Here is a 13,526-nt window from a genome sequence, read left to right as displayed (position 1 = left end):
GTTGACAATTCATCCGCTAAATTTTATATGAATATACCAAAGAAAAGGGTGTTCGCTTGAAGAAGCTGAACGAGATCACGCCTCATGTCGGAGATTCCATGTATTACCTTTATGATGGCAGCTCCAATGAGAAGCTGCGCATTTGCAGCGTTTATGCCTTTCATTTATTTACTGATGGTCCCGGAGAAATGGAGATTGACGGCAAGAAATACCCCATCAACAATCGAACGCTAATCTTTCTTAGGCCAGAGCAGCCTCATGCCTTCCATATTTCATCCGACCATCCGCTGTCCTCCTATAATCTGTATTGTGATCTTTGGAATCAGAGTGATCCCGTCTCTACCAATCGAACGTTCATCTACGCCCCGGAGCCGTTCGAGCTGAATACCGTTGCCCCTTCCATGGCATGTGATGAACTCGACAGCCTGCCATGCGTATTTTCCTTGCAGCCTTATCCAGAGCTGTACGATTCCTTCTTAATGCTCGCTAAGCTGTATAACGATTCGCAATTTTATCGAACAGAGATGATGAACAGCTTGCTCTATGCTTGGATTCTGAACTGGTATAATACGATTCATACGCACCAGCCTACCGATTATCGCATCGTCCGCTTGCTCACGCATCTAAACGCTCATCCTGAGAAACGCGAGTCCGTCGAGACATGGTGGGAATTTTGCGGGCTGAAGCGAACCTACTTTCATGCTTTGTTTTTACGAGAAACCGGACTCACGCCAAAAGCCTACCATCACAAGCTGCTCATGAGACGCGCTTCCCATCTTTTGCTCGAAAGCGAGCTGAGCGTGACTGCCATTGCCGAGAAGCTTGGTTATGCCTCTATCCATCCTTTTACACGCCATTTCAGTGCCTTCTATGGCACCAGCCCAAAGCATTACCGCATGCAGCCTCAGTAAGAGAAATGACCACCCCAGTGTGCAGCAACAAAAAAAGCTGGAAGCACGTATATGTGCTTCCAGCTACAAAACAGTATATGTTGCTCGTCCGTAAGCACACATACGTGCTTATTACGCCAATTCGACGTGTGCGCAACAACGAAAAATGGCTGTAAGCACACATTTGCACTTACAGCCTCAAAATAGACTATGTGGCTCGTCCGTAAGCACACATACGTGCTTATTACGCCAATTAGACGTGTGCGCAACAACGAAAAATGGCTGTAAGCACATATTTGCGCTTACAGCCTCAAAATAGCCTATGTAGCTCGTCCGTAAGCACACATATGTGCTTATTACGCCAATTCGACGTGTGCGCAACAACGAAAATGGCTGTCACGCCTCTTATTTGAAGGCGGTCAACAACGACTTCGCTTCCTCATGTTCGGGCTCCATCGCCAAAACTTGATGCGCATATTGTAATGCTTCTGGCTCTTCGCCCTCTTCATAGCAGCAAATCGCCAGCTTGTAGAGTGCATCCACAGTCGTCTTGCCAGCCTCCATCGAACGCTCCAAATATATCCTCGCATCCGCATACAGCTCCAGCTCATAAAGTAGACTTCCGCATGTCAAAGCCAAATGGCGCTGTTCATTCATCGGATAATAGCCAGCCCACATCATGTGCATGCCCTGCCGAAGATCATCGGCTTCTTCGTCGCTGCTATCTGGCAGCAGCGACTGAATGCGCTCAGCGCTTTGAATGAACAATTGCGCATCGTAGCGGCTGAGTCGCCAGAAAGCTAAAATAGAATAAAGCTCTAGCGATTCCAAATGCTCATCAAACCATAACTTCAAGCTAAAGAAATCATCCGGTCCAAAACGTTCGACAAAACGACGATAAGCTAAGCGTGTGTTCGCATAGGTCGCTGGCTTCTCCAGCATGATGATGCAGCCGACATTCAAATTTTTATAATGATGGTTAGTAAAATAGGACGATGCGCCCTTTTGTTCAAAAACATGCTGTATCGCATGATAATTGGCCGTGAGCGAAAAGCTGCCGTGATGAATCAGTTCGGGCGGCTCAGCAAATGCCCAGTTCTCCATTCGGTGATCGCCTTTATCGGATGTAAGCAGCACAAATCCCGCTTGTGATAACCGTCCAAGTCTTTCAAGACAATCCATCCCAATCTCCGGGAAGAGGATATGCGAATCCTCAAGCTGCTGCTTATACAGCTCAATCACATTCCGATAAGGGTACGATTGCTCTTCATATTCGGCTGCTCTACGGTAATGATACTCGGGCTCTATGCTTACCAGCATGTCCGAAACATCTATGCCATCCGCCTCAGCAGCAGGTACCGTGAAGGACACCTTACATTCAAAAATATGACCTTCATCCACATAAATGAGCTCCTGCGGAATGCTGTCAAAAAAATAATTGGCTACAAGCAGCAGGGGCTCCTTCAGGTCTGCCTGCTTTATCGTGACACCCGATTCCGTCAGTTGAAGCTCTGTATCACGTACCGCGTCAAACTTAGCGAAATCGAGTATTCCTTGCTGGACAAATGGCTGCAATCGTTCATGCTGCTGCCAATAGGCAATATTTTTGACTGGCAAATCACTCATGATGTAACGAAACGGCGGAAGGTCCATACCAGCAAAATCTATCAGCTCACATAACGCCGTCAACACTTGATAGGCTAGACGACCCGAGCCTGCTCCAAGCTCAAGGATCGTAACCGGTTCCTCCGATATACCACCTAACCTTGCTCTATCCTGTAAAAATCCAAATATGATTTCCGCATAAGCAGACGCAATCACAGGATTGTTCGTGATGTACTGCGGCACTTCATCATTTTGCCATGCCTCGATGCCCTGCTCTTCAAAATAAGCGCGCTGCAGCTCCCAAATCGGCGCTTCGCTAAATCGATAAATCGGCTGATCGCTATTATTATTCATTCTTTTAAACCTACTTTGCTTAATGTAATAAAAGAATTAAACTGGCCTTATCCAAATATCCTAGGTCAAATCCATCCGCTTTAAACCTAGCATCTGTATGCAGCCTTGTCCACTCTCACCTTAATGAATCAGCGAAACGGTTTCACCTGCCATACACAGAAAGAGAAGACGAGCCTGCAGGCTCGTCTCCTCTTTTGGCTATATTAGACGAATTAAAATACCTTCGTCGTCCATGATTCACAGTTCCATGTATCGGTTACAACATCGCGGTAAAATTCTGGTTCGTGAGAGATAAGCAAAATGCTGCCTTTATACGCCTTAAGCGCACGTTTCAGCTCATCCTTTGCATCGACATCCAAGTGATTGGTTGGCTCATCCAGGACTAACAGGTTCGTTTCGCTATTGATCAGCTTGCAAAGGCGAACCTTCGCCTTCTCGCCGCCGCTAAGCACAGCAATTTTGCTTTCAATATGCTTGGTCGTCAGCCCGCATTTCGCGAGTGCCGCACGTACTTCAAATTGGGAGAGTGAAGGGAATTCCTTCCACACTTCCTCAATACACGTATTGTAGTTTGCATCCTTAATTTCCTGTTGGAAATATCCGATTTGCTGATGCTCACCGCGCTGTACCGTACCCGATATAGCTGGAATTTCGCCTAAAATACTGCGAAGCAGCGTCGTTTTACCAATACCGTTCGCCCCTACGAGAGCAATCTTCTGACCGCGTTCCATACGAAGATCAAGCGGTCTCGACAATGGACTGTCATATCCGATAACAAGCTCCTTCGTCTCGAATATGAGCTTGCCGGAGGTTCTTCCGTCCTTGAAGTTGAACTGCGGCTTCGGCTTTTCCTTCGCAATTTCAATGACTTCCATCTTATCGAGCTTCTTCTGTCTCGACATCGCCATGTTCCGCGTCGCTACGCTCGCTTTGTTGCGTGCTACGAAGTCCTTCAGATCAGCTATTTCCTGCTGCTGACGCTTATAAGCCGATTCAAGCTGCTGCTTTTTCATTTCATGAACCTGTTGGAAGTATTCATAGTCGCCCACATAGCGGTTCAACTCTTGATTCTCCATATGATAAATGAGGTTAATTACACTGTTAAGGAACGGAATATCATGTGAAATGAGAATGAATGCATTCTCGTACTCTTGCAAGTAACGCTTCAGCCATTCGATATGCTGCTCATCGAGATAGTTCGTCGGCTCATCGAGAAGCAAAATGTCCGGCTTCTCCAGCAGCAGCTTCGCTAAAAGCACCTTCGTCCGCTGCCCTCCGCTCAAATCATTAACGTCCTTATCAAGACCAATATCCGTAAGGCCAAGACCACGAGCCGTTTCGTCAATTTTCGCGTCGATCATATAGAAATCCTGATTCGTCAGCGTATCCTGAATCGTTCCAACATCCTCAAGCATTTGCTCGAGTTCCTCTGGCGTCACATCGCCCATTCTGCCGTACATATCGTTCATTTCTTGTTCCATATCGAGCAGGTACTGAAAAGCTCCCTTCAGCACATCCCGCATCGTCATTCCTTTGCTGAGAACCGCATGCTGATCGAGATAACCTACGCGCATGCGCTTCGACCATTCAACCTTGCCGTCGTCAGGCTGCAGCTTGCCTGTAATAATGTTCATAAAAGTGGACTTGCCCTCGCCGTTAGCGCCGATGAGTCCAATATGCTCGCCTTTAAGCAGGCGGAAGGATACGTCGTTGAAGATCGCGCGATCTCCAAAGCCGTGGCTTAGTCGTTCTACGTTTAATATGCTCATGAATGACACCTTTTCTTTTGGAATATTATCGTATTATTATAAACGTTATAGGCCCTACAACTCAATGTAGGATTCATTTCTAAATGATTTTCGACCAGATTCAATACTTTCCTTATCATCCGCTATTATTTTACCATATTCCAGATAAGGCAGTATCTTCGTGAGTATTAGCCTGCCATTGACAATGGAAAAACAAACAGGTAAAATCGATCCATAAAACTATTTTAGTTTTTTTAGTTTTCTCTAGTCTAAAAGTTCTCTCTCAGGGGGTCTGTTCTTGATAGATCGAATTATGAAAGCATTTATCGAAGAGATTCATGATAAAGGAATCAAATTTACAATGGACGATTTGGCCTCTCGGCTAGGGATTAGCAAACGGACATTGTACGAGCATTTCCCTTCTAAAGTAAGTATTTTGGAAGCACTCATTGCGCAAACTTTAGGTGAATTTGATGAGAAAACAGCTCTGATCACGCAAGACGCAAACTTATCGATTATTGAGAAAATCAGAGGTATTGTAACCCTTCTGACAAAACATTATGAATTATATGATATACGGATTTTGGAGCAAATGAAGCGTTACTATCCAGAGCAATGGAAAAAAATTGATGACGCGCTGACCGATGACTGGGATGCATTGCGCAGCGTCATTGAACAAGGCATTCACGAAGGTATAATAGTTAACAAAAATATATCTGTCATCATGAAGCTAATGATCGACGCAGCAAACTCAACACTCGATCAACGCTTTTATCAAAAAAATGAGATTACGCTTTCCGAAGCTTTATCCACCATTGTTGATATTATTCTATTTGGACTAGTGCCTAGAGCTGCAAAGGGAGAATAAAAGCCAACGCTTTTATTCTTTTTTTAAACAAGCAGAAAACTATAAAAACAAAAATAGTTTCATGAGTATTAAAATTTACTGCAACAGAAAGAGAGTGAACAGAATGAGTCTTCATTTTTATGAAGTAACAACAGAAAACTGGCGCGCTGTAGCCGCATTATCGGTGTCCAAGGAGCAGCAACCATTTATCGAAAGCAACGCCTTTTCTTTAGCCGAATGTTTATTTGAGAAAAACGCAACTTCGCTTGCATTATATGATGGCGAAACTTTAGTCGGCTATGCGATGTACGGCTGGCAAAACAACGTGAACAAGAGTGTGTGGCTTGACCGCTTTATGATTGATTACCGATTCCAAGGAAACGGATATGCCAAGCGGTTTATTCCTATACTACTCGAATATTTACAGCACTTATATGAAAGCAGAACCATTTATTTGAGCCTCCATCAACATAATTCGCGTGCACAACGGCTATATGAACATTTTGGATTCCGCTTAAACGGTGAGATTGATGCAGACGGGCCGGTTGTCGGAATGGTCATGGAATTAAATTTATAGAAACATAATAGGTGAAACCATATGAAAACATTATTTAGTAATCGCGTTTATTTATTAGTTACCGCTTCTGATTTATTGCAAAATATAGGTACATGGATACGGAACATTGCTTTGCTCTTTTTTGTATTGGAAAAATCAAATAATGACCCGGTCGCTGTGTCGATGCTGACGGTTATAGAATATTTCCCTATCTTCGCTGTTGCCCTTGTAGGCGGGGCGCTCGTTGATCGGTGGAATCCCAAAAAAACGATGATTATAGCTGACTTATTAAGTATCGTATCTATTTTGCTCATCATTGGCGTTTTGGATCTAGGCTTCTGGCCAGCTATTTATATAGCCACTTTCGTATCAACTATTATTACGCAGTTCTCTCAGCCATCATCCATTAAGCTCATTAAACGTTATGTCGAACCGCAGCATGTTGGAGCAGCTGTTGGTTTAACGCAAAGCATGAACTCGATTTTCATGATTGTTGGGCCTGTCATCGGTACCGCTATTTACGTTAATTTTGGACTTAAGGTATCCTTATACAGCTTATTGATTCTATTCGCCCTTTCTGCCTCCCTTCTTTCGTTTCTTCCTAAACAGACCCGTGAAGAGAAAAAAGAAAACAGCTCTGTTTTGAAAGAAATTAAAGAGGGCATGATCTACCTTCGTCAAAATAGAATATTGGTTGTTATAGCTGTATGGTTTGCTATTGATGGCCTGTCTTGGGGACTTATTCAACCGCTCGATGTATTTATATTGACGGAAAGACTGCAATTGCCGAAAGAGAATTTGCAATGGTTCAGTATGTTATACGGAGTCGGCATGCTAGCTGGGGGATTAATAGCTGCATCTATTGGCAATCGTTTTGAAACTCGGAAAATATTTACCGTTGTTATTATTGTAACGGCGACGGGAGTGCTCGTTCAGGCGCTTTCCACTTACGTTTGGTTGACCGCATCATTCCATCTGCTGGTCGGTTTATTTTATACCGTGCTGCAAGTACTGCTTAATATGCTATTTATCAAATCCGTACAGGATGAATACGTTGGCCGGGTTAACGGTGTGATGGTTCCTGTCTTTATCGGATTTATGTTATTCGGTACGTTTTGCTCAGGGTTTCTGAAAGAAGCGACCTCTTTAATTTTTGTGTATGGGACTTCGAGCTTCGTACTGCTGCTAACGCTGCCTATCATCGCTAGATTAAAGCCAAAGCATTTGAGCAAAATGAAGCACTAGCCGTGATTTAGGGATTAAATCAAAGAAAACACCCAACTATTCTCGCGAAAAAGCGAACTCGCAAGTTAGATGGGAGATTAGATTAAATCGCTATGATTAACTTTTTTTTATTGCTTTTAATAAAAGGATTGCTCTACGTTACACTATCTGTTTTTTGTCGTGCGACGCGAAGTTGCGGCTGTCCGTGATTTTGCGTCGTATTTTTTATTTTTTATTCTTGCTGGTTTCCTGGATAGATTGCTGACGGTTGCCTTTGGTCCAAAAAACGAACCAACTACTTTGAAAGTAGGAGGGATCTGTTGAACGAAGCCAAACAACTGCTGCATTCTTCCCATCATGGACATGATTCCATCAATACCGCCGATTCGACTAAACATAGACCCTGCTCTTTCAAAACCAGGCTCAAAAGTAGAATCAACCGGTTGACTAAAGTCATTAAATGGTTCATCTACAGTAGGAAGAATTGCGCTTATACGAGCTCTTTTTCTTCTTTCCACTTCGAATCACATTCCTTTTCTTAGTAATGTTGAAATAGGTCTACTTCAAACTATGCAAGTACACCTCTATCGGTATAGTTAGTCATCTATAAAGCTCAAATTTGTACCTTATCTTTTTAAAATATGTTCCCAGTTTGGCGGTAAATCACCTTTCTGCGGGCCTTTTATATGCTTCCAGCCTACTAGCTTTACTTGATCAGGATTCATCGGCGATATATCAAACGTCAATCGGTCCTCTCCGACTGAAATGTGCGGACCAACTACAGGAATGACATCAAGTGTGATTGAAAAATGAAATCCTCTAAAACCATTGACGCGCTGTACCTGTTCGACCTCGACAAAATACGGATACACCAGTGGTGATTCCGTTAATATATCCGAATAAATCTCAGCAATTTTCATATTGATATGCGGCAGCAAAAACAGCATTAGCATGTCCTGGAACATAAGCTCTCTCGACTCTTGTGGCCGCTCGTCCATCTTAGCGGTACTCGGTTGCTGCGTTAATATCACCATGGCAATGACTAGAACAATAATTTTTTTCATAGAGCAGAGTCTCCTTAGGTGTACGTTGTGTAAAGTATGCCTAATGAGACTTATTTTATGTGAATGAGTTGTATTGGACTCTTAAAAGCGGCCCCTCAACCAAAACGCGAATAAAACAGAATTAACATGAATAAAACAGATTGACAAAACTGAATAAAACCGAATAATATGAAATTGTAACTGGTTATAAAATCCAGAGGAGGCGATTCGATTTGTTTACCGATGAGCGTCGTGACAAGATTATTGAGCTGCTACAAAAAAACGGCAGAGTACTCGCCAAGGAACTAGCGGATATGTTTGAATTGTCGATTGATTCCATCCGAAGAGATCTATCGATTATGGAGGAGAAAGGGCTGCTCAAACGTACGCATGGCGGCGCAATACCAGCTTCTAAAGTGCGCAGCGCCCCGCTCCCGCCAGACCTTCGTTATAAAGAGGCTTCACCGCATCAAGATGCCATATCGAAATTAGCAGCTTCTTTTATACAAGAAAAGGATACTGTATTTATAGGCAGTGCAGGCATCCATTACGGCATGTTAAAGTTTCTTCCTGAGGTACCTTTTACGGTGGTTACGAATGCAATCAGAGTGGCTGATGTGTTGAAGGATCGTGAAGAAATTGATGTTTATTTGATAGGCGGCAAAGTGAAGAGTTCCGGAAACATTTCCGATACACTCGCTAATCAGTTTCTTAGACAATTCACTTTAGATCTGTGCTTCGTTGCTGGGGGCGGAATTTCCAAAAACGGGGTAAGCACCTCTTCTCCAGAAGTAGCTTCATTAGGACGAACGGCGGTCGAAATTTCTAGAAAACGAATTTGTCTAGCTCCTCATGAGAAGCTAGGCGTCGATTTTTTTGCCAAAGAAGGCCCCATTACCGATATGGATCTATTAATTACCGATAGTGAAGCCAGCATAACTGCTATTGAGGATATTGAGAACAAAGGTGTCAAAGTGTTAATTGCTCAGATTCCAGAGGTATCTTAATCATTTTTAAATCGGAGCTGCGGCTGCAGCTCCGTCTTGCTATATCGCGGTTGCTTGTATCCGAGCGTTAGGGAAAAACCGAGAATGCTTGCGCCTATACTAGGAGCTAAGACATTAATTAATCGCGATTACCACACTTTTGTTTCGCTTCCCGCTTGTCGCTCTTGACGGTAACGCTGCACCCATTGCTCTGCCACATCATCTGCTAACTTATCGAAAGCTGGCGGAGCAACCTCCACCGACTCCGACTGAATGTTCAGAAAATCCAGCACCCTCAGCACTGTTCCTTCATAATCGAGAATAAAATCTTCGTAAACGATCGTAAGTGGAACGATCCCTTCTTCTGTAAAAAAGTCCTCCATCGCCGCTTCCCGAAGCGAGCTTTCGATGAACAAATGGTTGATTGCATCAAAATTATAATTATCGGCAATATCATGCTCTTGCGGTTTTTGGCCATGCTGCCGATGCCACTCTCCGGATACGATTGCCCGCCACCAAGATACGGCTAAACGGACTTTATTTCTTCTCGTCATATAAATATGTTTATCGCAATTCGGAAAAGCTGCACGCCATACGCTTGCTTTTGTCGCCGTTTCTGGCAATTGAAAGATGTTCCGAAATGCAGTAATCCATTCGCTATTCATACTTGTTTTCAAGCCAAAAACACCATTTGACGAAGTACCTTCCCGCCACATCTGCTCCATTTGCTCCAGCGTCATCGTCTTGGGGTCCTTAGAGAGCAGCCATTCCCCAGGATCTCCGGCCACTCCAGTTGATGAAAGAGCTTCGTTCAGCAGGGTACTCCCTGTACGCTGTGAAAACCATATCGTATAGCTTTTTTCCGGTCTCATTTATATATCCCCCCTCTCTTGTTTAAATATTGTTTAATCGGGATTCGATGTACGCAACAAGCGCATTTATAGCATCCGCTTCGCCAAATTTCTCCGTGTCTATGATCATATTAGGTTGTATCGGCGTCTCGTAAGGGGAATCAATGCCCGTAAAATCCTTTATTTCTCCTGCTCTCGCTTTGCGATACAAGCCCTTGGGATCACGTTGTTCGCATGCCTCCAGTGAGCATTTCACATACACTTCAGCAAAATCATCCGGCCCAAACCGCTGCTTGATCTGCTTTCGGTACGATTCATAAGGGGAAATCATCGGTACAAGGACAACAAAACCTTTCTCTAGAAACATATCTGCAATCTCCATTGCACGGCGCATATTTTCCAGTCGTGCCTCTTCCGTAAACCCAAGATCCCGATTCAAGCCTTGCCGTAATCGATCGCCGTCAATGATGACGCATCTGATCCCACGCCTCAGCAGCTCACTCTCCGCTCCGCAAGCAAGCGTCGTTTTTCCTGAACCGGACAACCCCGTTAACCAGAAAATAGAACTATTATGACCATTCCACTTTTCCCAACTCGTCCTTTGCATAGCCGAAGCCTCCTTTCGATGTGAGGCCGAAGCCCACCATGACATCTGTTTGTTTTTAGTATAAAAAATTGGGATGGATGCAGGCAAGGTAATGATTCATTATAGCTGTTTGTGGGGGAGCAACTCTTGCACCATTTTTAAGCTTAACTGAAACAGCGCGCACCGATTGAGATCGGCACGCGCTGTTATAACTCTACATTTCCTTCCAATTTGTTGATTCCTTTTTGTTTAATAACTGCAGCTGAATTATGATTCTTTTTCCGTCTCCGCTTCCCACTTGGCAATTTCCTCTCGGACCCGCGGCGCAACCTCTGTTCCTAACAGCTCAATGGCTCTCATCACTTGATCATGCGGCATAGTACTTAAAGGCACGTACATCATAAAACGCGTAACGCCTACATGTTTCCGAAGATGAATTATTTTTTGGGCAACGGTTTCCGGATCACCCACATAAAGTGCTCCTTCAAAGCTGCGCGCAGCATCAAAGCTGGAACGGTCATAATGAGCCCAGCCTCGCTCTTTCCCAAGTTTATTCATGCCTGCTTGCGTGGAAGGAAAAAATGTATCTGCTGCTAGATCCGTATTTTCTGCAACAAAACCTATGGAATGAGACCCCACTTTAAGTCGCGATTCATCATGGCCGGCATGCGCAGCCGCTTTCTTATAAAGCTGTACAAGTGGTTCAAATTGCATCGGGCTTCCACCAATGATCGCAAGCATCAATGGCAGCCCGAGCAGTCCAGCACGGATTGCAGAGTCCCGATTGCCTCCGCTGCCTACCCATATCGGCAACGAATTTTGAACAGGCCGAGGATATACGCCTAAATCATGAATGGCAGGCCGATGCCCGCCCTTCCAGGTTACTTTTTCGGACCCTCGTATTTTTAAGAGCAATTCCAGATGTTCCTCGAACAGCTCGTCATAGTCATTCAAATCATAGCCAAACAGTGGAAAAGATTCGATAAAGGAACCCCGACCAGCCATAATCTCCGCACGTCCATTTGAAATACCATCGAGCGTTGCAAAATCCTGAAAAACACGTACCGGGTCAGATGAAGAAAGCACCGTTACTGCACTCGTTAGCTGAATCCGTTTCGTCTGTGAGGCAGCCGCAGCTAGCACAACTGCAGGTGAAGATGCTGCATAATCCTTCCGATGATGCTCACCTACGCCAAATACATCAAGTCCCACTTGATCGGCAAGGACAATTTCCTCGACAACCTCACGCAATCGCTGCGCATGACTTATTACTGCACCAGTATGAATATCCGGCTTTGTTTCTACAAACGAAGTTATTCCTATTTCCATGGTCAATCTCTCCTGTTTATATTATTTATTTTCATGCGGCAGGGGCAGTACGCCTCGTCATTGCCCAAAACAGAAGAGCGAGTGTACTAACCGATGCTCCGAGCAAACATACTCCGTCCCAGCCGTAATGGGCATAGGTAAGCGTCGATGAGATCGAACCAACGGCACTTCCAATGGAGTAAAAAACCATGTATCCCGCTGCAAGCCGGCTGCGAGCCTCCGCTTGCAATGCAAAAATCATGCTTTGATTCGTGACATGTACCGCCTGCACAGCCAAATCAAGAAGAACAATGCCAATAACCAAGGCGAATAGCGACTGATCTGTATAGCTGATTAACAACCATGATAGGAGCAATAGAATCAGAGCTATACCCGTCGTTTTCTGTCCATAACCTTGATCGGCAAGCTTTCCCGCCCTTGCAGCAGCTAACGCTCCAACAGCTCCCACGAGGCCAAACGCCCCAATGGCAGTGTGAGAAAGAGACCATGGCGGTGCGCTCAGGGGCAGCACTAATGAAGTCCACAATATACTGAAAGCCGTAAAAATCAGCATAGCCAGAACTGCTCGGATACGCAGAACCCTCTCTTGTACGAATAACATAAACACCGACTTAAGCAGCTCGGGATAGGACAGTGATTTTCTTTCCCGCTTCACATTTGGCAAAACTTTAAATAATGCAAAAACCATAAGAAGCATCAATGCTGCAGAAAATAAATATACGGAACGCCAACCCGCTATATCTGTTAATACTCCTGCAATCGTTCGTGCAAGAAGGATGCCAATGACAATTCCACTTGTTACCACGCCAACGACACGTCCTCTTTCGGCAGGGGCAGCCATGGTCGTTGCAAATGCTACTAGCGTCTGGGCTACAACAGCAAGCAGTCCCACCAAGGCCATGCCTGCGAAAAGCATCAAGCTGGAAGAGGCAAACCCAACGATAACTAGAGCGATTACGGAAAATAACATCTGACCGATAATGAGTCGGCGCTGGTTCAGTAAATCTCCAAGCGGTACCAACAATAACAATCCCAATCCATAAAAAATTTGGGTGATCGTAATCAGAATGCCAATGGTTGAATAGTCAATGCCAAACGCTATCGACAGATTATCGAGCAGCGGCTGTGCGAAATAGATATTCGCAACAGACATCCCGCAGGCAACCGCAAACAACAGTGTGACAAAGCGAGACATCGAGGAACCCCGAACCGAATCGCGATCGTTATTTGTTCCCTGCGATGAATTCATCCTTACATTCTTATAAACTGCTGCTTTTTCTCTAAGCTCCTCCATTTCAAACACACCTTTTCTTTATTCATTTTAAAAACAATAATATTCTGTACCGAACGGTACGTTATATTGCTCGGTAAATATAGCGCATAAAAACGATCTCTGTCAACGTAAAAATGTTTTCACATGGTTTTAGGTCAAAAACCAAGTTTATATTGTGATTAACAGATCTTTCATTTGACATTATAAATCGCAAATTATAAAATAATACTATAC

At 44.2% G+C, this 13,526-nt stretch carries 13 protein-coding genes; 5 read left to right on the top strand and 8 right to left on the bottom strand.

The annotated features are described in order from the left end of the window. Positions 1 to 56: 56 nt before the first annotated feature. A complete protein-coding gene (locus BK120_RS25610; RefSeq protein WP_076270343.1) occupies positions 57 to 911 on the top strand; it encodes an AraC family transcriptional regulator in 855 nt (284 codons plus the stop codon). 384 nt (positions 912 to 1,295) lie between these two features. On the opposite strand, the gene BK120_RS25605 is transcribed toward BK120_RS25610, so the two are convergent. Beyond that, positions 1,296 to 2,849: an SAM-dependent methyltransferase gene (locus BK120_RS25605; protein WP_076270342.1), complete on the bottom strand. Its 1,554-nt coding sequence runs from the start codon at positions 2,847 to 2,849 to the stop codon at positions 1,296 to 1,298. A gap of 212 nt (positions 2,850 to 3,061) precedes the next feature. Next, positions 3,062 to 4,618, bottom strand: coding sequence for an ABC-F family ATP-binding cassette domain-containing protein (locus tag BK120_RS25600; RefSeq protein WP_076270341.1), 1,557 nt, complete (start codon positions 4,616 to 4,618; stop codon positions 3,062 to 3,064). Between the two features lie 292 nt (positions 4,619 to 4,910). On the opposite strand from BK120_RS25600, the gene BK120_RS25595 reads away from it, so the two are divergent. The 3 genes from BK120_RS25595 (at position 4,911) to BK120_RS25585 (ending at position 7,245) form a co-directional block, all read left to right on the top strand. After that, entirely contained in the window at positions 4,911 to 5,465 is a 555-nt protein-coding gene (locus tag BK120_RS25595; RefSeq protein WP_372239027.1) for a TetR/AcrR family transcriptional regulator, read from the top strand. 103 nt (positions 5,466 to 5,568) lie between these two features. After that, positions 5,569 to 6,021: a GNAT family N-acetyltransferase gene (locus tag BK120_RS25590; protein ID WP_076270339.1), complete on the top strand. Its 453-nt coding sequence runs from the start codon at positions 5,569 to 5,571 to the stop codon at positions 6,019 to 6,021. Positions 6,022 to 6,042: 21 nt separating this feature from the next. Further along, the gene (locus tag BK120_RS25585) at positions 6,043 to 7,245 is read left to right on the top strand and encodes an MFS transporter (protein ID WP_076270338.1); all 1,203 of its coding nucleotides are present in this window, start codon (positions 6,043 to 6,045) and stop codon (positions 7,243 to 7,245) included. Between the two features lie 143 nt (positions 7,246 to 7,388). On the opposite strand, the gene BK120_RS25580 is transcribed toward BK120_RS25585, so the two are convergent. Together BK120_RS25580 and BK120_RS25575 are read right to left on the bottom strand one after the other, a co-directional pair. Continuing rightward, a complete protein-coding gene (locus tag BK120_RS25580) occupies positions 7,389 to 7,742 on the bottom strand; it encodes a hypothetical protein (RefSeq protein WP_076270337.1) in 354 nt (117 codons plus the stop codon). A gap of 108 nt (positions 7,743 to 7,850) precedes the next feature. After that, a complete protein-coding gene (locus BK120_RS25575) occupies positions 7,851 to 8,288 on the bottom strand; it encodes a DUF3888 domain-containing protein (protein ID WP_076270336.1) in 438 nt (145 codons plus the stop codon). Positions 8,289 to 8,500: 212 nt separating this feature from the next. On the opposite strand from BK120_RS25575, the gene BK120_RS25570 reads away from it, so the two are divergent. Further along, positions 8,501 to 9,274, top strand: a complete 774-nt coding sequence (locus BK120_RS25570; RefSeq protein ID WP_076270335.1) for a DeoR/GlpR family DNA-binding transcription regulator — start codon at positions 8,501 to 8,503, stop codon at positions 9,272 to 9,274. 128 nt (positions 9,275 to 9,402) lie between these two features. Here BK120_RS25570 and BK120_RS25565 read toward each other — a convergent pair whose 3' ends face one another. The 4 genes from BK120_RS25565 to BK120_RS25550 all read right to left on the bottom strand — a co-directional run bounded on the left by BK120_RS25565 (position 9,403) and on the right by BK120_RS25550 (position 13,268). Further along, complete coding sequence (locus BK120_RS25565; protein WP_076270334.1) at positions 9,403 to 10,125, bottom strand: Stf0 family sulfotransferase; 723 nt, start codon at positions 10,123 to 10,125, stop codon at positions 9,403 to 9,405. Between the two features lie 22 nt (positions 10,126 to 10,147). Further along, the gene (gene cysC / locus BK120_RS25560) at positions 10,148 to 10,711 is read right to left on the bottom strand and encodes an adenylyl-sulfate kinase (RefSeq protein ID WP_076270333.1); all 564 of its coding nucleotides are present in this window, start codon (positions 10,709 to 10,711) and stop codon (positions 10,148 to 10,150) included. A gap of 246 nt (positions 10,712 to 10,957) precedes the next feature. Beyond that, positions 10,958 to 12,019 carry an LLM class flavin-dependent oxidoreductase gene (locus BK120_RS25555; protein ID WP_076270332.1) on the bottom strand — a complete coding sequence of 354 codons (1,062 nt, stop codon included), beginning with the start codon at positions 12,017 to 12,019 and terminating at the stop codon, positions 10,958 to 10,960. 31 nt (positions 12,020 to 12,050) lie between these two features. After that, positions 12,051 to 13,268 carry an MFS transporter gene (locus tag BK120_RS25550; protein ID WP_076270423.1) on the bottom strand — a complete coding sequence of 406 codons (1,218 nt, stop codon included), beginning with the start codon at positions 13,266 to 13,268 and terminating at the stop codon, positions 12,051 to 12,053. Positions 13,269 to 13,526 lie beyond the last annotated feature (258 nt).

This window comes from Paenibacillus sp. FSL A5-0031, from assembly GCF_001956295.1.
GTDB lineage: Bacteria > Bacillota > Bacilli > Paenibacillales > Paenibacillaceae > Pristimantibacillus.
The sequence above is the reverse complement of the archived record's forward strand: the minus strand, read 5'-3'. Positions and strand labels throughout refer to the sequence as shown.

Excerpts from the sequence above, each read along its gene's own strand:
- BK120_RS25585 (WP_076270338.1), top strand. The coding sequence starts at position 6,043 with ATGAAAACATTATTTAGTAATCGCGTTTATTTATTAGTTACCGCTTCT.
- BK120_RS25575 (WP_076270336.1), bottom strand. The coding sequence starts at position 8,288 with ATGAAAAAAATTATTGTTCTAGTCATTGCCATGGTGATATTAACGCAG.
- BK120_RS25605 (WP_076270342.1), bottom strand. The coding sequence starts at position 2,849 with ATGAATAATAATAGCGATCAGCCGATTTATCGATTTAGCGAAGCGCCG.
- cysC (WP_076270333.1), bottom strand. The coding sequence starts at position 10,711 with ATGCAAAGGACGAGTTGGGAAAAGTGGAATGGTCATAATAGTTCTATT.
- BK120_RS25555 (WP_076270332.1), bottom strand. The coding sequence starts at position 12,019 with ATGGAAATAGGAATAACTTCGTTTGTAGAAACAAAGCCGGATATTCAT.
- BK120_RS25595 (WP_372239027.1), top strand. The coding sequence starts at position 4,911 with ATGAAAGCATTTATCGAAGAGATTCATGATAAAGGAATCAAATTTACA.
- BK120_RS25600 (WP_076270341.1), bottom strand. The coding sequence starts at position 4,618 with ATGAGCATATTAAACGTAGAACGACTAAGCCACGGCTTTGGAGATCGC.
- BK120_RS25565 (WP_076270334.1), bottom strand. The coding sequence starts at position 10,125 with ATGAGACCGGAAAAAAGCTATACGATATGGTTTTCACAGCGTACAGGG.
- BK120_RS25550 (WP_076270423.1), bottom strand. The coding sequence starts at position 13,268 with ATGAATTCATCGCAGGGAACAAATAACGATCGCGATTCGGTTCGGGGT.
- BK120_RS25590 (WP_076270339.1), top strand. The coding sequence starts at position 5,569 with ATGAGTCTTCATTTTTATGAAGTAACAACAGAAAACTGGCGCGCTGTA.